This is a genomic window from Streptomyces sp. NPDC090077 (assembly GCF_044747545.1).
GTDB lineage: Bacteria > Actinomycetota > Actinomycetes > Streptomycetales > Streptomycetaceae > Streptomyces.
This window is the reverse complement of sequence record NZ_JBIVEG010000013.1, coordinates 164,232-185,968: the sequence shown is the minus strand read 5'-3', so window position 1 is coordinate 185,968 and position 21,737 is coordinate 164,232. Positions and strand designations below refer to the sequence as shown.

19 protein-coding genes are annotated in these 21,737 nt (G+C 74.2%); 10 read left to right on the top strand and 9 right to left on the bottom strand.

The window, feature by feature from the left end; all coding sequences use genetic code 11:
• The 9 genes from ACIPW5_RS22585 to ACIPW5_RS22545 all read right to left on the bottom strand — a co-directional run bounded on the left by ACIPW5_RS22585 (window position 1) and on the right by ACIPW5_RS22545 (window position 10,210).
• Window positions 1-921 (bottom strand): branched-chain amino acid transaminase, encoded by a 921-nt coding sequence (locus ACIPW5_RS22585; protein WP_401247640.1) that lies wholly within the window; start codon window positions 919-921, stop codon window positions 1-3.
• Window positions 918-3,419: a GNAT family N-acetyltransferase gene (locus tag ACIPW5_RS22580; RefSeq protein ID WP_401247638.1), complete on the bottom strand. Its 2,502-nt coding sequence runs from the start codon at window positions 3,417-3,419 to the stop codon at window positions 918-920. Before ACIPW5_RS22580 ends, ACIPW5_RS22585 begins: the two co-directional genes overlap by 4 nt.
• Window positions 3,416-4,567, bottom strand: coding sequence for an Ldh family oxidoreductase (locus tag ACIPW5_RS22575; RefSeq protein WP_401247636.1), 1,152 nt, complete (start codon window positions 4,565-4,567; stop codon window positions 3,416-3,418). Before ACIPW5_RS22575 ends, ACIPW5_RS22580 begins: the two co-directional genes overlap by 4 nt.
• The gene (locus tag ACIPW5_RS22570; protein ID WP_401247633.1) at window positions 4,564-6,063 is read right to left on the bottom strand and encodes a GNAT family N-acetyltransferase; all 1,500 of its coding nucleotides are present in this window, start codon (window positions 6,061-6,063) and stop codon (window positions 4,564-4,566) included. Before ACIPW5_RS22570 ends, ACIPW5_RS22575 begins: the two co-directional genes overlap by 4 nt.
• Window positions 6,060-7,370 carry a KamA family radical SAM protein gene (locus ACIPW5_RS22565; protein WP_401247631.1) on the bottom strand — a complete coding sequence of 437 codons (1,311 nt, stop codon included), beginning with the start codon at window positions 7,368-7,370 and terminating at the stop codon, window positions 6,060-6,062. The genes ACIPW5_RS22570 and ACIPW5_RS22565 overlap by 4 nt, the downstream gene beginning before the upstream one ends.
• Before the next feature lie 62 nt (window positions 7,371-7,432).
• The gene (locus ACIPW5_RS22560; protein WP_401247628.1) at window positions 7,433-8,467 is read right to left on the bottom strand and encodes a diiron oxygenase; all 1,035 of its coding nucleotides are present in this window, start codon (window positions 8,465-8,467) and stop codon (window positions 7,433-7,435) included.
• 85 nt (window positions 8,468-8,552) lie between these two features.
• Window positions 8,553-9,278, bottom strand: a complete 726-nt coding sequence (locus tag ACIPW5_RS22555) for a TauD/TfdA family dioxygenase (protein ID WP_401247626.1) — start codon at window positions 9,276-9,278, stop codon at window positions 8,553-8,555.
• 251 nt (window positions 9,279-9,529) lie between these two features.
• Window positions 9,530-9,727 (bottom strand): hypothetical protein, encoded by a 198-nt coding sequence (locus ACIPW5_RS22550; protein ID WP_401247623.1) that lies wholly within the window; start codon window positions 9,725-9,727, stop codon window positions 9,530-9,532.
• Window positions 9,728-9,823: 96 nt separating this feature from the next.
• Complete coding sequence (locus ACIPW5_RS22545; RefSeq protein WP_401247620.1) at window positions 9,824-10,210, bottom strand: hypothetical protein; 387 nt, start codon at window positions 10,208-10,210, stop codon at window positions 9,824-9,826.
• A 460-nt stretch (window positions 10,211-10,670) separates the two neighbouring features.
• Between ACIPW5_RS22545 and ACIPW5_RS22540 the strand changes: the two genes are divergently transcribed.
• The 10 genes from ACIPW5_RS22540 (at window position 10,671) to ACIPW5_RS22495 (ending at window position 21,726) form a co-directional block, all read left to right on the top strand.
• Window positions 10,671-11,669 carry a helix-turn-helix domain-containing protein gene (locus tag ACIPW5_RS22540; protein WP_401247617.1) on the top strand — a complete coding sequence of 333 codons (999 nt, stop codon included), beginning with the start codon at window positions 10,671-10,673 and terminating at the stop codon, window positions 11,667-11,669.
• Window positions 11,670-11,993: 324 nt separating this feature from the next.
• Complete coding sequence (locus tag ACIPW5_RS22535) at window positions 11,994-13,355, top strand: MFS transporter (protein WP_401247615.1); 1,362 nt, start codon at window positions 11,994-11,996, stop codon at window positions 13,353-13,355.
• Window positions 13,352-14,701, top strand: a complete 1,350-nt coding sequence (locus ACIPW5_RS22530; RefSeq protein ID WP_401247612.1) for a hypothetical protein — start codon at window positions 13,352-13,354, stop codon at window positions 14,699-14,701. The genes ACIPW5_RS22535 and ACIPW5_RS22530 overlap by 4 nt, the downstream gene beginning before the upstream one ends.
• Before the next feature lie 86 nt (window positions 14,702-14,787).
• Window positions 14,788-15,846 (top strand): succinyl-diaminopimelate desuccinylase, encoded by a 1,059-nt coding sequence (gene dapE / locus ACIPW5_RS22525; protein ID WP_401247609.1) that lies wholly within the window; start codon window positions 14,788-14,790, stop codon window positions 15,844-15,846.
• Window positions 15,843-16,805, top strand: coding sequence for a hypothetical protein (locus ACIPW5_RS22520; protein WP_401247606.1), 963 nt, complete (start codon window positions 15,843-15,845; stop codon window positions 16,803-16,805). The genes dapE and ACIPW5_RS22520 overlap by 4 nt, the downstream gene beginning before the upstream one ends.
• A 69-nt stretch (window positions 16,806-16,874) precedes the next feature.
• Entirely contained in the window at window positions 16,875-17,651 is a 777-nt protein-coding gene (locus ACIPW5_RS22515) for a TenA family transcriptional regulator (protein ID WP_401247604.1), read from the top strand.
• Window positions 17,638-18,576, top strand: a complete 939-nt coding sequence (locus tag ACIPW5_RS22510) for an aminotransferase class IV (protein WP_401247601.1) — start codon at window positions 17,638-17,640, stop codon at window positions 18,574-18,576. Before ACIPW5_RS22515 ends, ACIPW5_RS22510 begins: the two co-directional genes overlap by 14 nt.
• On the top strand, window positions 18,569-19,900 hold the full coding sequence (locus ACIPW5_RS22505; RefSeq protein ID WP_401247599.1) for a hypothetical protein: 1,332 nt from the start codon (window positions 18,569-18,571) through the stop codon (window positions 19,898-19,900). The genes ACIPW5_RS22510 and ACIPW5_RS22505 overlap by 8 nt, the downstream gene beginning before the upstream one ends.
• The gene (locus ACIPW5_RS22500) at window positions 19,897-20,604 is read left to right on the top strand and encodes an RraA family protein (protein ID WP_401247596.1); all 708 of its coding nucleotides are present in this window, start codon (window positions 19,897-19,899) and stop codon (window positions 20,602-20,604) included. The genes ACIPW5_RS22505 and ACIPW5_RS22500 overlap by 4 nt, the downstream gene beginning before the upstream one ends.
• A 30-nt stretch (window positions 20,605-20,634) precedes the next feature.
• Window positions 20,635-21,726: a dipeptide epimerase gene (locus tag ACIPW5_RS22495; protein WP_401247594.1), complete on the top strand. Its 1,092-nt coding sequence runs from the start codon at window positions 20,635-20,637 to the stop codon at window positions 21,724-21,726.
• Window positions 21,727-21,737: the final 11 nt, after the last annotated feature.

Below are 21,737 nucleotides of genomic sequence, written 5' to 3'. Positions count from 1 at the left end.
TCATACGTACGTGAGCCAGTCGTCGTGGGTGTCCGTCCGGCCGTGCACCACGTCCCCGAAGGCCTCGCGCAGCCGCCGGGTGACCGGCCCGCAGCCCCCGGCGCCGACCGGCCGGTCGTCGACGGAGGCGACCGGGACGATCTCGGCGGCGGTGCCGGTGAGGAACGCCTCGTCGGCGACGTAGAGCTCGCTGCGGGTCAGGCTCTGCTCCCGGACCTCGTGTCCCAGCTCGCGGGCGAGCGTGATGACGGTGTCCCGGGTGATGCCCGGCAGGATGTTGTCGCTGACCGGCGGGGTGAACAGCACGCCGTCCCGTACGGCGAAGACGTTCGCGGCGGACGCCTCGGCCACGTGCCCGCCGGGCGTGAGCATCAGGGCGTCGTCGTACCCGGCGCGCACCGCGGCGACCTTGGCCAGCGCGGAGTTGACGTAGGCCCCGGTGGCCTTCGCGAGCGGCGGCACGGAGTGGACGCCGTTGCGCTGCCAGCTGCTGACCGCCAGCCGGCAGCCCTCCTGCTCGGCCTTCTCTCCCAGGTAGGAGCCCCAGGGCCAGGCGGCGATGGCGACCCTGGCGCTGTCCAGCCGGGGTGCCACGCCCATGGTGCCGTAGTCGAGGTACACGAGCGGGCGGAGGTAGCCGGCCCCCAGGCCGGTGCGGCGCAGCAGTTCGACGCTCGCCCCGGTGAGTTCGTCGACGCTGTGGCCCGGGTCCATGAGGTAGACGCGCGCCGAGTCGTGCAGCCGCCGGAGGTGGTCGCGCAGCCGGAAGACGGCGGTGCCGCGGGCGGTGGGATAGGCGCGGATGCCCTCGTAGACACCCCATCCGTAGTGGAGGCTGGGGGTGAGGACGTGGACCTGTGCCTCGTCCCAGGCGACGAACTTGCCGTCCATCCAGATGTCGCTGGTGGGCGTGAGCTTCATCGGGCGGCTCCGTGGGGCGGGTTCGAGGAGGTGGCGGGGGAGGGGAGGCGGGACGGCACGGGGGTGGCGGGGCTGCCCACCCGTTCCAGGCGGCGTTCGACGCTCCGGGACTGGAGGGCCAGCACCTCGCGGTAGCCGTCGGCGTCCGGCCCGTGGAAGGCGAACCAGCCCCAGCGGGGCCGCAGCGTGCAGCCGCGCTGGAACTTGGCCTCGTAGGTGGCGAGCCCGTAGTGGATGCGGCGGATGCCGTTCTCCAGCGCCCAGCGGGTCGCCTCGTGGTAGGTGAGGGCGAGGTAGCAGCCCGCGGCCTCGGGGCCGAAGCCCACGGTCCGCAGGAAGAGCGAGTCGCCCGCCCTGAGGAACAGCGCGAAGCCGAGCGTCCGGCCCTCGCGCACGGCGCCGAGCACCACGCACGACTCGCCGATCTCCTCCCGGAGCGCGTCGAAGTCGCGGCGGACCCGCTCGTGCCCTCCGGGCAGCCCGTACTTTGCCCGGTGGGTCACCTGGAGCGCGACCACGGTGTCGTCGATGGCGCCCGGACCGGTGGTGACCACGGTGCGGAAGCCGTCCCGCTCGTACTGCCCGACCTCCTTGCGCAGGCCCCTGCGGCGCCGGCTGCCGATGCCCGCGACGTACGACTCCCAGCGGTCGGCGGCGTCGTCGGTGCCGGGGACGCCGGCGGTGTCCGGGTACAGCTGGTGCACGGCCTCTGCGCCGAGCAGCGTGGCGTGGTACCCGGCCCGGGTGGCGGCGGCGTCCACCGCTTCCGCGTCGGGCTCGCCCACGTACAGCAGGGCCGTGCTGCGGCAGCCCAGTTCGGCCGCGGCCCGCTGGAGGAGGGCGGGGAGCGCCGCCATGACCGCCGTGCGCTGGCCGGGGGAGCGGCCGGGGGAGTGGACCACGCCGTGGTGGCTGCCGAAGGTGGCGAGGGCCAGCGAGGGGTAGTGGTCCGGGCGGCCTTCGGGCAGGGACGCCGTGTACGCGTCCCAGCGTTCGCGGTCGGCCGGGTCGAGGAGTTCCGGTTCGGCCATGGGTGACGGCGTGCCCGCCAGCCGGGGGGCGTCGTAGAAGAGCAGTCCGCCCGGCTTGGCGGTGACCATGAGCGTGGCCAGGGCCACCGGGCGTTCCCCTTCGAGCACTTCGAGGCAGCGGACCTCGTGGAGGTCCGTGCGCGCGGTGAACCGCAGCCACCGGGGGTCGTCCCAGACGAGGTCCGGTGCGCCGGCGGAACCGCCGCTCTGCGGGAGGTGGCCGGGCGGGAGCAGCCGGGCCGTGTACGGAGCGGTCTCCTGCGGCCGTTCCCAGCCGAAGTCCGCGTCCACCTGCCGTGCGGTGTCGTCGAGCCTGGCGTCCAGCGCGGCGGCGTCGGGGTCGGTCAGTATCCAGCTGGCGAGGAAGTCGCCGGATTTGCGCTGCCGGTAGCGCTCTCCGGTCCAGTCGTCCCCGAGGTGGGTGTGGACGGCGAAGCCCTGTGCGCCGGGCGGTGCTTCGGGGAGTCGCAGGACCCGGCCGTGCTTCGGCGGGATGCCGCAGAAGGCGGCGAGGGGTGCGGTGCGCGCGTGTTCCCGTACCCGGTCGAGCGCGACGGGCAGGGCGCACTCCACCCGGGCCCACAGCTCCCGCGGGTCGACGCCCAGGACGTGGCGGAGCATCGTGGGAATGGGCCCGCCGCCGACGCGGGCGGCCACCTCGCAGAGCACGATCCGGCCGTCGCCGGTGACGAAGAACTCGGCGTGCGCGCAGAGGGTCTCCGGGGACGGCAGCGCGTCGATCAGCCGCCACGTCTGCGCGACCAGCCGTTCGTGCAGCGGGTCGGCGCGGTCGAGGTTGCGGGAGCCGAGCGGAGCGTCGGCCCAGTGGGTCAGGCAGCCCGCGCCCGTGTACCGGGACGCCACGGCGGCCACCGGCTCGCCCGCCACCCGGAAGACGTCCACGTGGTGCAGGACGCCCTCCACGAACTCCTCCACCTCGTACGAGCCGTCCGCGAGCAGGCCGGCGAGGGGGGCCGCCCGGCCGGGTGCGTCGAGCACGTGCACGCCCGTGGAACCGGAGCCGCCGCGCGGTTTCACGACGACCCGGCCGGGGTGGGCGGCCATGAAGTCCGTGAGGTCGCCCACGGTGGCGACGGGCGCGAACGCGGGCACCGGGATCCCCGCGGCCCGCGCGTACTCCTTCATCAGGACCTTGTCGCGGTAGGCGGCGGCCGCGGTGGTGTCGAGGCCGGGCAGCCCGAGTTCGCCGCGCAGCAGGGCGGCCCGTTCGACGTCGGCCTCCGCCAGGGCCAGTACGGCGCGGGGGCGGTGCCGACGGGCCGCGTCCCGGGCCGCGGCGAGCACGGCGTCGTCGCAGGTGTAGTCGGGGACGGTGACGACCTCCGCGAAGCCGGGGCCCACGTCGGCCCCGGCGGCGGTGACCGCGACCAGCCGGCCCGCCTCCTCCGGGAGCCAGGCGGCGAAGGGCAGCCCGGCCTGGCGGGGGCTGATCAGCACGAGGATCATGCGGCGACCTCCTCGGACGCGGTGGACGGGGCGGACGCTGCGGACGGGGCGGAGCCGGGTACGGGCCCCGGCACGCCGAGCCGTTCGGCCAGTTCGGAGAGGACCGCCGCGGTGCGGGTGTCCAGCGGGATGCCGCGGACCTCCCGGTCCCGTTCGTGCGCGCGCTGGGGGTCCCCCGGGGCCAGGACGGGCCCGTCCGCGGCGGCGGCCGAGGTGCGGACCGTGGTCAGCAGGTCCGCGAGTCCCGTGCCGAACTCCTCGGTGCCGGCGAACGCTGCCGGGTCCAGGGCGAGCACCAGGTGCCCGATCCCCCGGCTGCGTCCCGCGCCGCCCGCACCGACCTGGGCGAGCCGCCAGTCGGGTGCGGTGCCGGTGAGGACGGCTCCGAGCAGGGTGACGGCCATCGCCAGGCCCTGCCCCTTGTAACCGCCCAGCGGGGACAGCGCGTACGCCTCCTCGGGGTCCGGGGTGGGCCGGCCCTGCCGGTCGGTCGCCCAGCCGGTGTCCAGGCCGCGGCCCTCGGCCCTGCGCTGCTTGACCTCGCCGAAGCAGACCTGGCTGGTGGCCATGTCCAGGGCGAACTCCCCGTCCCCGCCGCCCGCGGCCACGCTGATCGGATTGGTCCCGAACAGCGGCTCGATGCCGCCGTACGGCGCCACCCGGGACGCGGCCGAGGTGAGCGCGATGCCCACCAGGCCCTGACGGGCCAGCTGCCGCGTGTAGACGGACGCGGCACCGAAGTGGTTGGAGTTGCGCACGCCGACCGCGGCGACGCCGAACTGCGCGGCCCGCTCCGCGGCGAGCCGCGCGGCCGACAGCCCGGCGAGCACGCCCAGGGAACCGTCGGCGTCCAGCAGCAGCCCGGCGCCCCGGTCCCGTACGACGGCCGGGGACGCCTGCGCCCGGGCCACCCCGGTGGCCAGCTCCGTGAGGTACTGCGGGAGCAGGCGCAGGCCGTGGGTGTCGACGCCGCGCAGCGAGGTGGTCACGAGCGCGTCGGCCACCTGCTCCGCGGCCCCGGCGGGCAGGCCCGCGGAGGCGAACGCCTCGCGGGCGAGCAGGCGTGCCCGCCGCGCGTGGATCACGTGGCCCCCGTGGGGCGGCGCGGGTGCGCCGTCGGGGGTCCCGGTCGGGTCTTCAGCGCTCAACGGATGCTCCTGTGCATGAGGTGTCGGACGCCGGTTCCCGGCAGGTCCAGGGGGCGGCCGAGGACTTCGAAGCCGTGCTCGCGGTAGAAGCCGGCGGCCGGGTCGTCGACGCGGCACCAGACGGTGTCGGCGCCGTCCAGGGCGGAGAGGGTGAGGGCGGTCCGCAGGAGCGCGCCGCCCGCGCCGGTCCCGCGCACTTCGCCGTGCGTGGCCAGGCCGCCCAGCCGCCGTGCGCGTCCGGGCCGGGCCCCCGGCACGGCGCAGCCGTCCGGCGGGTCCTCGGCGTAGAGGGAGGCGCAGCCCACCGCACGGCCCTGCCGGAGGGCGGCGAGGTGGCGGGTGGCGGGGAGCCCGTCCCCGGGGTGGGCGAGGGCCTCCTCCGGGTGTCCGGGCCCGAGCACCTCCTCGCGGACCGGGTGCACGCGGGCGGCCGGTACGCGGTGGACGGACCAGCCGTGGGCCGCGGGGTCCGGGAGGTAGCCGGAGCCCGGGCGGTCGGGCAGGGTGACGTGCCCGGTGGCGTCGAGGGCGAGGCCCCGTCCGGTGTCGACCGCGAGGAGGTCGACCACGTCGACGTCGAGGTGGTCGGCCAGGCCGCCGAGGTGGGCGGTGGCGGAGACCCCGGCGGCGGACTCGGGCATGCAGCCCAGCATGGTGATCAGGCCGCGCTCCCGGGCGGCGCGCAGCAGGGTGAGGGCCGGGGTGATGCCGCCGGCCTTCATGGGCTTCACGTTGATGCCGTGGAAGGCCTCCGTGCAGGCGTCCAGATCGGCCGGCGAGGTGATGCTCTCGTCGGCGACGACCGGGATCGGGCTGAGTTCCCTGAGCGTGCGGGCCTCGGCCCAGGCGGCGCGCGGGAAGGGCTGCTCGATCAGCCGGACCCCGAGGTCCCGCAGGGCGGGCAGGGCGGGCACCAGCCGGGAGAGCTCCCAGCCGCAGTTGCCGTCGATGAGGAAGGGCGCGTCCGTCTGTTCCCTGAGCTCCCGCAGGATGCGCAGGTCGCCGGGGTCCGCGAGTTTGACCTTGTACGCGCACCAGCCGGGCCGTTCGCGCAGCTTGCGGACCATCGTCTCGGGGGTGTCGAGTCCGATGCTGAAGCTGGAGCGCAGGCCCTGCGGCCGGTCGAGGCCGAGGGAGGCCCACAGCGGGAGGCCGAGCAGGCGGGCGCGCAGGTCGTTCACCGCGGTGTCGAGGGCGGCGAGCACGAACGGGGACGCGGGCAGCGCGGCGGCCAGGCGGCGCCAGACGCCGTCCGCATCCCCCGGACCGCCGGGGTCCAGCGTGGCCAGGAGCGGTGCGACCCGCCGCAGGTCGGCGTGCATCCGCTCCAGGCCGGAGTTGTAGTGGTCCGTCATGAAGCAGGACGCCTCGCCGTAGCCGGACACCCCGTCCTGCTCGGCCTCGACGACCACCGTCCGCGTCACCGGGATGGCCTCCCGGGCGGAACGCCACAGGTGGCGCTGCGTCAGGCTGGTCTCGTGCGCGGTGATCCTCATCGGCCGCCCGCCCCCGACGGCCGCTGCGCCTCCGGGTCCGGCAGGCCGGGGAACCAGGAACCCGCCGCCGGGCGCAGGTCGTCGAACCACTCGGCGGCCGGGTCGTAGCGGGCGAAGAACTGCCGGCCCACCAGCCGGGGGTCGCGGGCCTGCAGCAGGCGCAGCGAGAAGACCCGTTCCCCCGCGACGGTGCAGACGGAGTCCAGCAGCACCTTCCCGGGGGCCGCCGACATCACCGGTCCGCGGGCGGTGCGGGCCAGTCCGGAGACCCCGCGGATGGCGTCGTTGTAGATGTCCAGCGCCTTGGCGAGGGGGACGCCGAAGTAGCTGCGGGCGCCGGTGTCCCGCTCGACGAACATGTAGTACGGCACGACGCCCAGCTCCACGAGCTGCTGCCACATCGAGGCCCACACGTCCGCGCTGTCGTTGACGTGCGCGATCAGGGGCGCCTGGGCGCGGATCACCGCGCCGGTCGCACGGACCCGGGCGATGGCCTCCCGTACGACGGGGGTCTCCAGCTCCCTCGGGTGGGAGAAGTGCGCCATCACCGCGACGTGGCGGCCCGCCGCGACGCAGCGCTCCAGCAGCCGCAGCAGGTCGTCGGCATCGGAGTCGGCGGTGAACCGGGCGGGCCAGTAGGAGAGCGCCTTGGTGCCGAAGCGCAGGGTGCGGACGCCCTCCATGGCCGGGGTGAGCAGCGGCTCGATCCAGCGCTTCAGCACCTCCGTCTTCATGATCATCGGGTCGCCGCCGGTGAACAGGACGTCGGTGACCTCGGGGTGGGCCGTCAGGTAGCCGGTGAGGTCGGCGGGCGCGCGCAGGGCCTGGCGGAGTTCGGCCACGCCGACGAACTGGGCCCAGCGGAAGCAGTACCCGCAGTACGCGTGGCAGGTCTGGCCCTGTGAGGGGAAGACCAGCAGCGTCTCGGCGTACTTGTGCTGGAGTCCGTCGAGCCTGCGGCCGTCCAGCGTCGGCACGTTGGCCTCCAGCTGGTCGCCGGGGTGCGGGTTGAGCAGCTCCTGGGCGTCGGCGGCGGCCTTGCGCAGCACGTCGCGCGGCGCATCCGCCTCGTGCAGCGCCCTGATGCCGTCGAAGATCTCCGGCGGGAGCATGTCGCGGTGCGGGAAGGTGAGCCGGAAGATCGGGTCGTCGGGCGCCGCCGACCAGTCGACGAGCTGGTCGGCGACGTACTCGTTCACCTTGAAGGGCAGGACGGAGGAGACGATCCGCAGGTCGCGCAGGTACTCGTCGGACATGCCGCGGTCGCGGGCGAGCGCCGCCAGGCGTTCGTGGGAGTAGGTCTTCACCCGGAATCCTCAGGGGTACGCGGTGGCGGGCTGTCCGCCACCGGCCGTGCGGGGGCTCAGCATCAGGAGTCGACGCGGGAGCGGGACCAGTCGAAGTCCACCTGGTCGGCCACGCCCATCTGCTCGACGAGCTTGTGCAGTCCGGTGTAGTCGCGGACCAGCCGGCCGCGGCCCGCCTGCGCCTGGCAGTCGGCGAGCATCTCGTGTCCGCCCGCGATGCCGGCGAGGTCGACGATCCGGTGCCAGGTCGAGTAGTCGTTGGCCACGAAGGCGTCCAGACCCTCCATCAGCATGTCCAGGAAGTACCGGCGCTGAGAGGTGTTCAGGTGCCCGTAGACCATCTCCGCGAGCACGTGCGAGATGGACGCGTGGCAGTACTCGTCACGGTTGTGCAGCGTCGCCGTCGTGCTGTTGATCGGCTGGATCGTGGTGTCCTCGGCGAGGAGGTCGAGGTACGCGTTGATGGATATCTCGGAGACCGTGGCGAAGGCCAGGGTCGTCAGGGACTTCTCCGACCGCTCCACGGCCCGGTCCCGCAGCTCCTGGTGGACGCGCGCGGTGTGGGAGAGCGGCAGCGCGTCGTCCGGCATGGCGCGGCCCCGGCGCCGGCGCGTCACCGCGCTCGCGTTGAGGTGCATGAGCGTGTGGTACTGCTCGTCGACCATGGCCTGGGCGAGCGACAGGTGCAGCGCCTCCCCGCCGAGGCCCGGGTACTCGCCCTCCATGACCAGGGCGAAGGCGGGGTTGGCCACCTTCTGCTCGGCCATGACGGTGTGCCGGTTGTACGCGATCCAGGCCCAGCTGAGCAGTTCGGACCGCTTCTCCGGGCTCAGGGCCAGGTAGGTCGGGTGGTCGTGGAAGGGCAGGATGCGTTCGGGGTAGTCCGCCCGCGCCGGGTCGAAGAGCTCGTCGAGGTCGGGTTCGTCCCGCTTGACGGTGGCCCTGCGGTGCCAGTTCCCGACGAGGCGGCGGATCACGGCGCTCTCCACCGGGTCGTTCGGGTCGAAGTCGGGGACGCCCTCGGGAAGCGGGGGCCCGGGGAACTCCTGGGCGGCGGCTTCGTCGGGGCGTTCGGCGGTCGGGGAGTCGCCGTTCATCACGTTCCTCACGGGAGAGCGGTGCCGGTCGGCACGGCTGGTGGTCGGGGCGCCGGCTTCCGGCGGTGGTGCGGCGCGGCGGGGCTCAGGACTCCGAGAGCCAGTACCGCGTGAGGTGGCGCCGCGCGTCGGCGTAGGAGGAGCGGGCGTGCAGCATCCGGTGGTTGTCCCAGACGAGGACCGAGTTCTCCGGGATGAGCACGGAGACCTTGTGCGCGCGGAAGAACGCCTCGGCCCGCACGGCCAGTTCGCGGCCGAGGGCGCCCAGCGGCAGCTCCTCGGCGGGTACGTCGGCGTCGACGGGCGGGTCGTAGTGGCCCGCCGTCAGCAGGTTGTAGCTGAACCGGACGATGTCGCGCCGTTCGGGCGTGCGCTCCACCACCGGGCGGTGGACCCCGGCGGTGCCGGTGCCCCCGGTGTTGTGGCCCACCCAGTCGACGCCCTCGCCGTGCACGGCGAGGCGCTCCGCCTCACCGAGGGAGGCGGTGAACGCGTAGGCGTCGGCCAGCTCCGTGTGTCCGCTGCCGCAGCGGGCCTGGACCCGGCAGTGCAGGGCCAGGTACCGGGGCGGCGGGTTCCAGCCGGGTGCCTCGGTGTGCACCAGGATGGTGTTGGTGCTCTTCGAGTAGCGCCGGTCCTCGAAGCCCGGCGCGGCCTTCACCTGGTAGCGCAACTGCCCGTCGTACTGGGGCATCAGGGTGCCGAACCCGCGCAGGGCGTCGGCAGCCTCCTCGTCGGTGGTGATGTCCCCGATCAGGGTGTAGCCCTGGTCGAGGAGTTCCTGGGAATGCGGTGTGGTGGCGGTCGTCATGCTCAGCGCTGCTCCATGTCTCTGCCCTCGGGGGCACGGCCCCTGAAGGGAGTCGGGGTCCGGCGTTCCGCGGGGAGGGCCCGGTGTCCGCGCGCGTGCCGGCGGCTCGGTGGCGCCGGGACGGGCGGGCCGGTGTCAGGCCCGCGGTGAACCGGTGCCGGGCCCGCCCGGCATCGCCGGCCTGCCGGGAGCCGAAGGCTCGACCGGCGGTCGTGGGCGCGGGCCCCGGCCCGGGGGAGGGGTGCGGGGGCTCAGGCGCCCCAGGTCACGTCGTTCTGGTCGATGGGACCGTGGTGGGGGTGGGCCGTGCCGCCGGTCTGCACGGTCGCCCGGTGCGGCCCGTCCGCCAGGGACGGCGCGCCGTCCGGGGAGGCCGCCAGGGCGAAGAGGAGGGCGGCGAGCGCGGTGCAGCCGGCGGCGATGGTCCTGAGAGTCGGTGTGAAGCTCACGGAAAGGGGCCCTTCGTGAATTGTTTCAGTTCTGGCTCTGGACGACCGGCGTTCGCCCCCGGAAGCGTGTTTCCTCTTCCCGCCCCGCCGGTGTTCTCACTGTGTCGGCTCGCCGGGGGTGCCGGAAGGGGATACCGGTGGACGGAATATGTCGTGTCCTATCCCGTCCACCGCTGACGGCGCGGCCAGGACGTCCCAGTACTCCGGGACCAGCACCACCCCGCAGGAGGCCATCCGGAAGGGCGCCAGCCGGGGATGCGCGGCGAGTGCGCGCATGCAGAGCGCCGCGGCCCTGAGCTCGGCGGCGGCCAGGAGGGGCGCGGTCAGGAAGAGGCCGACGACCGGTCCGCCGGGGGCGTCCGGGTGCAGGCTGACGTGCTCCAGGCCGTCGTCGGGGCCGGCGCAGCAGGTGAAGAGAGCGCGGGTCTCCTCGGGGAGCGGCAGGTCCGCGGGTCCGTCGAGACGGACATGTACGAGGTACACGGTTCCCCTTCACCTCTCGCGCGCAATTGCGTGCTGTGCCGTGTCATGTGGTGGCGTGCCGTGGCCTGGCCCGCCGGGCCCTTCGCGGCACCGTACGTCCGCGGGTGACCGGCGCGGCGCTCGTGGGACCCGTCCGCCCCGCATCCGGCCGGACGGGCCGGCGCCAGGTCCGTGGCGGGGGCGTGGCCAGGGCTCAAGTGTCGTGCAGGGCGCGCTGGTTCCGGACGTCGCCCCGAGGAGCGACTGTCCATTGATACACCTCTGACGGGGCAGCAGTGATTCTTTTCCCACGCGACCGTCACCGGGGCGGACCCAGGTCGCCGCGGCGGCGGCGCGGGCCGGGCGCGCCGACAGGCAACCTGACGTCGCCCCGGGGCATCCCCTCAGGCAAGATCGGAACACCGCACCGATGCTTCACAACCCGTCCACAGACACAATCATTGACCGGGAGTCCCCAACCATGCTGGCTGCGCTTGGTCTTGACACGGATACCGCACGCCTCTACCGCGCCATGCTGGCCCATCCCGACGACGGGATAGCCGCCCTGTCCCAGCGCCTGGGCCTGCCGGAGGACACGCTGCGCCACTGCCTCGACCGGCTCAGCTCCCTGGCACTCGTCCGGCCGTCCGGCCAGGCCGACAGCGCGTTCCGGGTGATGGGGCCGGAACAGGCCATGAACCTGCTGCTCGCCCGCCAGCAGGCCGAGCTCGCCGCCCATCAGGAGCGCGTCGAATCCGCTCGGGCCGCAGCCGCGCAACTGGTCGCCGAATGCTCCGCCCTGCGCGGGCCCGCCACCGGGATCCGCGTGGAGCAGCTGACCGGCGCGCAGGAGATACGCGCCCGGCTCGCTCGGCTCGCCGCCGACGTGGAGCACGAGATCATGACCTTCGCTCCGGGCGGCGCACACACGGACAGCGACCTGGAGGCCAGTCGCGCGCCCAACGCGGCCCTGCTGGAGCGCGGTGTCGTCATGCGCACCATCTACCTCGACAGCGTGCGCAACCACCAGCCGACCCTGCGCCACGTCGACTGGCTCCACCAGCACGGCGGCCAGGTCCGTACGGCTCCCAGCCTGCCCATCAGGATGATCATCGCTGACCGGAACGAGGCCGTGCTGCCGATGGACACCGCCGATGCGCAGAGCGGTGCCGTGGTCCTCACCGGGCAGGGCATCAGCACGGCCCTGTGCGAGCTGTTCGAGAGCACCTGGCAGGCCGCCAGCCCGCTCGGCCCCACGGTCGAACGCGACACCAACGGGCTAACCCGCCAGCACCACGAGGCCCTCCGGCTGCTCGCCCAGGGTCTCACCGACCAGGCCATCGCCAAGCGGCTCGGAGTGTCCTCCCGTACGGCCCGGCGGTTCGCGGCCGAGCTGATGGAGGCCCTGGGGGCGCGCAGCCGGTTCGCGGCGGGCGTCCAGGCGGTCCAGAACGGCTGGCTGCCCGCGAACCGCACCTGACCCGGCAGGGGGGTGGCACGGGGCGGAACGGGGCCCGCTCCCGCCACCGGTGTGCCCCGCGGGATTTCCCGGGCCTCCCCAGCCGTGTCCGATTTGCCCTTGTATAGCCATGGCCCGTGAGGGCCATGGCCGCTACCGTCCAGCGCGAAACCGTTGCTCGGGGATGCCTGTCCGTCCCATCGTGTTCTGTGTGTACGGCGCCGTGAATTCCCCTGGATAACGGAAATTCCGCGGCCCATCGATGCCGCCATCGCGCCTCGATTCCCCTACACGAATTCCGGAATCCGAAGAATTCAGAACGCGCGGCAGAGGCGGTCGGTCCGAATGGCGAAGGACAACACCAAAGCGGCGCCCGGCCGGCCCTCGCCCCTGGCGCTCCGCATCTTCCTCGGCGGCCAGAGCGTCTCCCTGATGGGCGACGGCCTCGCGATCCTGGCGATCCCGCTGCTCGTCCTGGAGGTCAGCGGGTCCCCGTACGCCGCGGTCCTGGCCGCCATCCCGCGGACCGTCGGATACCTGCTCGTCGGCCTGCCGGCCGGGGCCCTGGTGGACCGGCTGAACCCCCGCAGCGTCATGCTGGCCATGGACGCCGTACGGTTCGGGGTCTTCCTCACCCTCGCCCTGCTCGCCGCCACCTCGCAGCTGCGCGTCCCGGTGATCCTCGCCCTCGCCTTCGTGGCGGCCGGCGCCGGGGTCTTCTTCGAGACCGCGCTGACGGTGGCCGTGCGGGACCTGGTCGCGGAGGAACGGCTCGTACGCACGAACTCGCTGCTGGAAGCGGCGACCCAGGGCGCACAGGTCGTCGGGCCCGGTCTGGTCGGCGTGCTGTCGGCGCTCTGGGGCCTCCAGGTGGCCCTGGTGGTCAACGCCTGCACGTTCGCCGTCTCCTTCGCCACCGTCCTGCACGTCCTGCGCGGCCGGAAGCGTACGGAACGGGCCCCCTCCCCGCCGTTGAAGCAGGCGCTGCGCGGGGTGGGCGGGGACCTGGCCGAGGGGTTCCGCTGCCTGCGGTCCCTGCGCGTCGTCCTGGTGGTCACCTGCCTCCAGGCGAGCGCCAACCTGTTCCTCGCCGTCGGCTACCTGCTGGTGTTCTACCTGCGCGACACCCTCCACCTCGGCACCTCCGCGGTGAGCGCCGTCGTCGCCGCCGGCGGTGTGGGCGGGGTGCTCGGGGCGGCGGTGGCGGTCCGGCTCGGTGCCCGGATGCGGCACGAAACGCTCATCGCGCTCGGCGCCGCAGGGCTGGGCGTGGCGCTGGCCTCGCTCGGCGTGGCGACGTCACTGGTCCCGCTGCTGCTGCTGAACCTGCTGCTGGGCTGCTCGACCGTGACCGCGGTGGTGCTGATCAGATCCCTGCGCCAACGCCTCGTACCCCGGGCCCTGCTGGGCCGGGTGACCGCCACGGCCAGGGTCGCCGCACTGGCCGCCAGCCCGGTCGGCGCGCTCGCCGGAGGCGCGCTGACCACGATGAACCACGGCGACCCCCGGCCGGTGTTCCTGGCGGCCGGCCTGCTCAGCGTCCTGACGACCGCCGCCGCCTGGACGTTCGGCCTGCGGGGCGGCACGCACCGTCCGCCCGGCCCCGCCCAGGAACACGCCCCCTCCGCCACACCCGACACCCCCACCCCGCGCGGCACGTCCGCCACACCCGTCATCGAGACCAGCGAACCCAGGGAGACGCCGTGACCAACGGCATCACACAGCACTACCTCGCCACCGTCGACCACCGCACCACCGGCGAGGCGATCCACAAGGCCGTCGACTCGGACCTCCTCACCACCGCGTACGGCGGAGCGTTCCTGGGCCGGCCGCTCTTCCTCGAACACGCCCAGCAGGAAGGCCTGGGACGCGACCTGTCGGGACTGTTCCGGCTGCTCACCACCCTTCCCGACCGGGTGGCGGACGGCGACCTCGCCCGCTACTGCGCACTCGTGGGGATGACCCGCTCGCAGACCGACGCCGTCCGCCGGACGGCCGGCGCCGACCCCGTACCGCTGGGCCGGGCCGACCTCTACCACGACGGCGACGGCTTCCGGCTCCTGGAGTTCAACCTCAGCAGCGCCCTCGGCGGCTTCGAGAACGCCGAGATCAACCGGGCGCTGCTCGACGTCCCCGCGGTGGCCGACTTCGCGGAGCGCGAGCGCCTGCGGTACGCCGACACCCTGGGCGAGATCGTCCGCGTCATGCTCGGCTCCGCCCGCGCCCCCTGGTGGGGCGACCGGCCGTTCGTCGCGATCGTCGACACCCCCCGTGCCTTCGCGGACCTCGAAGGCAGGCTCGGCCACATGGCCCGGATGCTGGCGGACCACGGCGTCGACGCGGTGGCCTGCCACACGGGCCAGTTGAAGGAGGAGGGCGGACGGCTGTTCGTCGACGGCCGCCCCGTCGACATCGTCTACCGGTTCTTCATCATCGAGGACCTGCTGGAGGAGACGGGCGAGATCGAGCTCATCGACCCGATCCTGCGCTGCCACGAAGCCGGCGGCGTCACCGTGTTCGCCCCGCTCGACACCGAGATGTACGGCAACAAGAGGGCCCTCGCGCTCCTCGGCGAGGAGCAGGTCAGGGCCACCCTGTCCGACGGGGACCGGGAACTGGTCGACCGCTTCCTCCCCTGGACCAGGCGCATGCGGCGCGGCCCCGTCGAAGTGGCGGGGGAGCACGTCGACCTGGAGTCCTACTGCCTGGACCACCAGGCGTCCCTCGTGCTCAAGCCCAGCCTCCTGCACGGCGGCGCGGGTGTCGCCACCGGCTGGTCGATGAGCCCGGCGCAGTGGCGCGAAGCGCTCGACGAGGCCTTCCGGAACCCGTTCGTCGTGCAGCGCAGGGTGGTGCCCGCCCCCGAACCCTTCCCGGGCCAGGGGGAGACCGGGTCGCAGGTGCTGAACTGGGGCGTCTTCATGGCCGGTGACCACTACGCGGGGTCCGTGGTGCGCGGGGTGGGGGACCCGGACGTGAGCGTGGTGAGCATGGGGGCGGGAGCGCGGGTCGGCTGCTGCTTCCACCGCGAGGACGAGAGCGGTGCGGTGTGACGCCGCCGCCCGCCGGGGCCACGGCGCCCGGAGCCACGGCGCCCAGGACCCCGGCCCCCGGGACCCGGGCCGCCGACAGCGCGGACATGGCCGGGGCACTCGGTGAACTCGCCCTGCGCCTGGTGGACATACCGTCCGAGAGCGGCGACGAGTCGGCGATCGCCGACTTCGTGGAAGACCGGCTGCGGAGGCTGGACCACCTGGAGGTCGTCCGGCTGGGCCACTGCGTCATCGCCCGCAGCGACCGCGGCCGCCCCGCACGGGTCCTGCTCGCCGGGCACCTGGACACCGTGCCCGCCACGGCACCGCCCCAGCCCACGGGGCTCGACGGCGACGAGGTGACCGGCCGGGGCGCCGTCGACATGAAGGGCGGACTCGCGGTCCTGCTCGCACTCGCCGAGCACGCCGTGGCCGGGGCCCGGTACGACTGCACCCTGGTCTTCTACGACCGCGAGGAGTCCGGCAGCCACCTCAGCGGCATGCACCACCTCGCCGCCCGCCACCCCGAACTGCTCCGGGCCGACGCGGCGGTCCTCCTCGAACCGACCGGGGGCTGGGTGGAACCCGGCTGCCAGGGCAGCCTGCGCGTCCGCGCGGCCTTCCCCGGGCGCGCCGCGCACACCGCCCGCCCCTGGCAGGGGACGAACGCCGTGGAGGGGGCCCTGCCCGCCCTGGCGCGCTGCGCGGACCACCGGCCGCAGCCCGTCACGCTGGACGGCCTGACCTATCCGCAGGCCCTCCAGATCGTGGGCGTCGAGGCCGGCGGCGACTCCAACGTGGTGCCCGACCGGTGCGTGGTGCACGTCAACTCCCGGTACGCCCCGAACCGCAGCCGCGAGGAGGCCTTCGCAGAGGTGGAGAAGCTGCTCGGCCCGGAGGCCGACGAACTCGTGGTCACCCTGGACTCACCCGCCGCCCGGCCTTCCCTGGAGCACCCGGTGCTGCGCCGGCTGAGCACCCTGGCCGAGGGCAGGGTGCGGCCGAAACTCGGCTGGACCGACGCAGGCCGGCTCGCACAGCTCGGCGTCCCCGCGGCCAACTACGGCCCGGGCGACCCCGAGCTGGCACACGGCCCCGGCGAACGCGTCAGCCGCCGCGAACTCCTCGAAGCCTTCCACCTGCTGAAGCAGGTGCTCGCCCCATGACGGCACCCACCCTCGCCCGGCAGCCCGTCCAGCAGGCCTCCCGCGTCCTCGTGACCGACGTGACCCTGCGCGACGGCGGATACCTGAACGGCCACACCTGGACGGACGAGCAGGCACTCGCGGTCGTCCGCGCCGTCGCCGCCTGCGGAGTCCCCCGCATCGAGGTCGGCTACGCGACGGGAGCCGCCGCCCCGGACGCCCGCCGCACCCCGGGCGGCCTCCCCCCGGCGGAGCTGCTCGACGCCCTCGTCGACGCCGCCTCGCCCGCCACCGTCCTGATGATGGTGAAACCCGGCACCGGCGCCCCCGACTGGAAGGCCCTGGCCGCCCGCGGCGTGGGAGGGGTGCGCATCCCGCTCCCCGTGACCCGCGTCGACGAGGCCGCAGCACTGCTGGCCGGAGCCCGGGAAGCAGGGCTGGAGGCGGTCGTCAACCTGATCCGGGTCAGCGCCCACCCCCTCGACCTGACGGTGGAAGCCGCCGTCCGCGCCGCCGAGCTGGGGGCGCAGGCACTGTACGTAGCCGACTCCAACGGCAGCCTCACCCCCGACGCCGTGGGCGAGCTCGTGCGGGCGCTGCACGCGTCGGTGCCGGTTCCGCTCGGCTTCCACGCCCACGACAACCTGCGGCTCGCCTTCGCCAACACCCTGGCCGCGCTCGCGGCGGGCGCCGTACACGTGGACGCCTCCTTCGCCGGCCTCGGCAAGGGCGGCGGGAACCTCGTACTGGAACTGCTGCTCGGCGCCCTGCGGTCGGCCGGCCGCGACGACCTCACCCTCCGGCCGCTGGCCCCCCTCGCGCAGGTCCTGGACGCCGAGACGGCGGTCAAGCGCAGCCAGGAGCCGGGCGCGTGGGCCGCCGGCCTGCTCGACCTCGACATGGAGCGCGCGGCCCCCGTCTTCGGACTCCCGCTCGACGAGGTCCTGGCCTTCGTCGATTCCCCGGCGGCGCGCCGGTAGCCCGGCCGCGCCCCTCTGCCACCACCTTCCCGACCCCACCCCCCGACCCCTCCCCGTATCGGAGTTGACATGACCGACTTTGTGGACGACCTCGACCAGATGATCCGCGCCCGGCGCAAGATGACCAGCCCGCTGTACCGGACGATCCTCGCGGGCCGGGCGTCACAGCCGCTCCTCGAAGGATTCGTACGCCACCGCTGGCCGATCAAGAGCATGTGGACCCGCAACATCCTGGGCATCGCCTCCGGTGTCGAGGACTACCGGCTGCGCGCCCTGCTCGTGGAGAACGTGTACGAGGAGGAGACCGGCGCCCTCAGCCGCAGCAAGCGCCACCTGGAGACGTTCGCCGACTTCGGCACCGCCGTGGGCGTCGACCGCGACTCGCTCACCACGGACGACCCCCGGCCGGAGACCAGGGCCGTGGTCGACCACAACATCTCGGTGTGCAACTCCTCCCGGGCGCACTTCACCGCGGGTGTCGCCTCCGTCCTGCTGCTCATGGAGGGCCAGCCCCCCATCGTCGACGAGCAGGGCGGCAGCATGCTCGCGGTGATGCGCGACGTGTACCGGCTCCCCGCCGAGGCACTGGAGTTCTTCGTCCACCACGCCTCCGCCGACGAAGGGGCGGACGGGGTGAGCGAGCTGGAGGACGAGCACGCCGAGGCGGCGCGCGAACTGCTGCGCCGCTACTGCACGACCGACGAACTGCGCGGAGCGGCACGCGAGGCACTGGCCCGGGCACTCGAACTGCGCCACCGGCACTTCGACATGATCCTCGCGAGCTCGTACGACTCCGCCGACCAGCCCTTCCGATACGAAGCGGACGCCGCGCATGCCACCGTCTGACGTCCCGCCCGGCACCCCGCCCCCGGACACCGTCTTCCACGCCGGGCGCCTGGTCCCCGCCCACGAGGCGACCCTGCGGGTGGACAGCATGGCCCTGCGCTACGGACTGTCCGTCTTCGAGGGCGTCCGGGTCTACCGCCAGACCGCCGGCGGGGTCCGCCCCTGGCTGCCGGCCCAGCACCTCGACCGGCTGCGCGCGTCCCTGGCCGCCATGCTGCTGCCCGACCCGGGGATCGACGCCGTTCCCGGCATCATCGCGGAACTCACCGCCCGCAACGGCATCACGGACGACGCCTACTGCCGGATCAGCGTCAGCGCGGAAGGGCCGGGAACGATCGGTGACGAGGTCGCAGCCGTGCTGAGCGTCACCCTGCGTCCCATGGGCCGCAAACGCTGGCTGAGCGGCGCCGAGGGCATGCGGCTCGGCGTGAGCCGGTGGCAGCGGCCGCCCGCCGCCACCCTGCCGACGCACGCCAAGAGCATCGCCCAGTACGCCGGTTCGCGCATCGCGCTGGCCGAGGCGAAGGCCGCCGGGTACGACGGCTGCCTGCTGACCACCCCCGAGGGCAACGTGGCCGAGGCTCCGACCGCGACCCTGTGCACGGTGCACCGCGGCACGCTCGGCACCCCGCCCCTCACCGACGGCGTACTGCCCGGCGTGACACGGGCCTGGGTCCTCGCCGCCTGCCGGGACCTGGGGATCGCGGCGGGGCCGCGCAGCACGGACGTGGCGCGGCTGCACGCGGCGGACGAGGTGTTCCTGTGCGGCACGGGCCTGGAGTTCGCCCCGGTGCGCGCCGTCGACACGGTGACCGTCCCGGACTGGGAGCGCCGCCCGGTCATGTCCCGGCTGGCCGAGAAGTACTTCGCGGAGGCCCGGGGCGAGACCCGGGGCACCGAGGTGGGCTGGAGTTCCGTTGATTGACTGGATCCGGACGGGCACGGCGACGGCGGTGCTGGCGGGGGACCCGCAGCACGCCCTGGCCGTCACCGCCGAGGAGGTGGCGGCCGCGCCGCCGCTGCGCAACCGGCCCTTCGCCCTGTCGCCCACCGCCCTCTTCCTCGAAGCATCCGGCGCGCGAGCGCACGCTGCGCGGGTCGAGTCCTACGTCGCCCTGCTGGACAAACTGCTCGCCCTGTACCGCTCGGACCCGCGCGTGCGGGAGTTCTTCGGCCTCTCCGCCGCGGCCGAGCGGCTGGTACGCGCGGGTGAGGAGTCCCTGGACCGGGTCACGGTCGCGCGGATCGACGGCTATCTGGACCTGGAGTCCGGCCGGCTGCGCGTCCTGGAGAACAACGCGGACGCCCCGGCCGGAGCCGTCTTCACCCCCCGCATCAACACCGCGGTGGCCGCCGTCCACCGCAGGCTGGGCCTGGACGGGGACGCCGGCGCCGCGTACCCCTTCCGCGACGACCGCGCCTTCGCCTCGCTCCTCCTGGAGGAGGCCCGGCGCCACGGCTCCTCCGTCGCGGCCCCCCGGATCGCGGTGCTCCAGCCCCGGGACGCCGCCGGCGTCGAATCCGTCGAGCTGGTCGCCCAGCTGTCCTCCCTGGGCGCCACCGCCTTCCTGGCCGACCCCCGGGACCTGGAGGTGGACGGCCGGCAGGTGTCCTTCGCCGGCCGCCGGGCCGACCTGTGCTGGAACAAGGTGAACACCGTGCTGTGGCAGCGGCTCGTGGAGTCCTCGCCCGGTCTGGTCGACCTCTGGTGCCGGGCGCTGGCCTCCGAGCGGTTCCTGCACCTCAACCCCATGGCCGCCCGCTACGTGGCGGAGAACAAGACCGCCCTCGCCCTGGTGCAGACCCCGGCCTTCGCCGGGCACTTCGACCCCGCGGAGCGCGCCCTGGTGGCCGAACTCCTCCCGTGGTCCCGCTCCCTGCGGGCCCGCACCGACCTGCCGGACGAGGCGGAGATCCGCGCCCGCGCCCCGGAGTTCGTCATCAAGGAGCCCTACGACATCAGGGGCGACGGGGTCCTGGTCGGCCGCTCGGCCCGCGCGGACCACTGGGCCGCCGCCGTCGCGCTGGGCGGGCGGGAGGGGTTCCTCCTCCAGGAGTACGTGCCCCCGGTCGGCGTCCCCGTCCTGCGCGAGGACGGCCGGACCGTGCCCATGGCCGTGAGCCTGGACTCGTTCGTCTGGGCGGGACGCTTCGTCGGATTCGGCTCCAAGGCGTCGACCTCGGACCGGGTGAACGTGTTCCAGGGCGGACGGAAACTGTCGGTACGCGTGTCAGGAGACCAGCCGTGACCAGAACCACCGGACCCACCGCGGCCGGATCCGGCAGCCCGGTACCGGCCGGCCTCGCCGTCGCCGACACGGCGGCGGTCAGCGACGCCCTGGACATGCTGGGGCTCGACGGCTGCCTCCCGGGCCTGAGCCACCTGTCGGGCCGCGGGTTCGTGGCCGGGCCCGCCTTCACGCTCCGCTACGAGCCCGTGGACGAGGGCGAGCCGGGGCCCGCCGGCGACTTCCTCGACGACGTGCCCCCCGGGTCCGTGGTCGTCATCGCCAACGCGGGCCGCACCGGGGCCACGGTCTGGGGCGACGTCCTCAGCCGCGTCGCCCGGCACCGGGCGGTGGCGGGGACCGTCATCGACGGCGTGTGCCGGGACATCGGCGGCTCCCGCGAGACCGGGTACCCGGTCTGGGCGCGGGGCGTCTTCATGCGCTCGGGGAAGAACCGCGTACGGCTGAGCGCGGTCGGCGCCACCGTCGAGGTCTGCGGCGTCGCGGTCGCACCCGGGGACCTGGTCTGCGCGGACGAGTCGGGCGTGGTCGTGGTGGACCGCCGGCACGCGGAGCGGGTGGCGGAGCTGGCGGCGGACATCCGGGACCGCGAGCAGCGGATCGTCACCGCCGCCCTGGCGGGCCGCTCACTGGCCGCCGCCCGCCGCGAGTTCGGATACCACGCGCTGGCCCGCCCGGTGCGGAACAAGCCCGGTCACCCGTAGCGACAAGCAAGCCCTCACAGGAGAGAGACCATGCTCATTCACGACCTCGTCGTGCACCCGCGCCGCGTACCCCTGCGCGTCCCCTACAAGTCGGTGGTGCGCGGCACCGTCCGCGAGGCCCGGGTCACCCTGGTCGAACTCGTCTACGGGGACGGGCGCTCCGCATGGGGCGAGGCCGTGTCCATGCCCGCGGTGACCGGTGAGACGCCCGAGAGCGCGGCGGCGCTCCTGCACGGCCCGCTGCGCGAGGCCGTCGTCGGCCGGCGGGTCGAGGACCTGGGGGAGAACTGCGCCCGCGTCGACCGCTCCGTGGCGGGCAACGGCGGGGCGAAGGCCGGGGTGGACATCGCCCTGCACGACGCCTTCGCCCAGATGCTCGGGATCCCGGTCTTCCGCCTCCTGGGCGGATCGCAGAAGGAGCTGGAGACCGCCATCACGGTGGGGCTCGGCACGGCCGACGAGATGGCCGACCGGGCGCACGCACTGGTGGCGGACGGCTTCACGGCCCTGAAGCTGAAGGTCGGACACGCCGTCGAACTCGACGTCCGCCGGGTCGAGGCGGTCCGGCAGGCGGTGGGCCCCGGCGTCCGGCTGCGCCTGGACGCCAACCAGGGGTGGACCGCCAAGGAGGCCGTGCGGGCGGTCCGGCGGCTGGAGGACGGCGGCGCGGACATCGAGCTGATCGAGCAGCCGGTCGCGGCCCGGGACCTCGCCGCGCTCCGCTTCGTACGGGAACGGGTCGCGACCCCGGTGGTCGCCGACGAGAGCGTGCAGACCGCGCGGGACGCCCTGGAGGTGGTACGGCACGAGGCCGCCGACGTGCTGAGCCTGAAGCTCCAGGAGTGCGGCGGCATCCGCAACGTGCTCCGGATCATCTCCATCGCCGAGGCCGCCGGTCTGGGCTGCATGGTGGGCTGCTCCCTGGAGACGGAGATCTCCGTCACCGCCGCCGCGAGCGTGGTCTCGGCGCGCTCGGCGGTCACCTACGTCGACCTGGACGCGCCGCTGTGGCTGGGCGCCTCCCCGGTCCGCGGCGGAGCCGCCTACCGCGGACCTGCCCTGGACCTCCCGACGGACCCCGGCCTGGGCGTGACCGGACTCCTGCCGCCCCCGCAGGACTGACCCGGCCCCGC

Coding starts and splice junctions, on each gene's coding strand:
- ACIPW5_RS22585 (WP_401247640.1), bottom strand. CDS start 921: ATGAAGCTCACGCCCACCAGCGACATCTGGATGGACGGCAAGTTCGTC.
- ACIPW5_RS22580 (WP_401247638.1), bottom strand. CDS start 3,419: ATGATCCTCGTGCTGATCAGCCCCCGCCAGGCCGGGCTGCCCTTCGCC.
- ACIPW5_RS22570 (WP_401247633.1), bottom strand. CDS start 6,063: ATGAGGATCACCGCGCACGAGACCAGCCTGACGCAGCGCCACCTGTGG.
- ACIPW5_RS22560 (WP_401247628.1), bottom strand. CDS start 8,467: ATGAACGGCGACTCCCCGACCGCCGAACGCCCCGACGAAGCCGCCGCC.
- ACIPW5_RS22555 (WP_401247626.1), bottom strand. CDS start 9,278: ATGACGACCGCCACCACACCGCATTCCCAGGAACTCCTCGACCAGGGC.
- ACIPW5_RS22540 (WP_401247617.1), top strand. CDS start 10,671: ATGCTGGCTGCGCTTGGTCTTGACACGGATACCGCACGCCTCTACCGC.
- ACIPW5_RS22535 (WP_401247615.1), top strand. CDS start 11,994: ATGGCGAAGGACAACACCAAAGCGGCGCCCGGCCGGCCCTCGCCCCTG.
- dapE (WP_401247609.1), top strand. CDS start 14,788: ATGGCCGGGGCACTCGGTGAACTCGCCCTGCGCCTGGTGGACATACCG.
- ACIPW5_RS22520 (WP_401247606.1), top strand. CDS start 15,843: ATGACGGCACCCACCCTCGCCCGGCAGCCCGTCCAGCAGGCCTCCCGC.
- ACIPW5_RS22515 (WP_401247604.1), top strand. CDS start 16,875: ATGACCGACTTTGTGGACGACCTCGACCAGATGATCCGCGCCCGGCGC.
- ACIPW5_RS22510 (WP_401247601.1), top strand. CDS start 17,638: ATGCCACCGTCTGACGTCCCGCCCGGCACCCCGCCCCCGGACACCGTC.
- ACIPW5_RS22495 (WP_401247594.1), top strand. CDS start 20,635: ATGCTCATTCACGACCTCGTCGTGCACCCGCGCCGCGTACCCCTGCGC.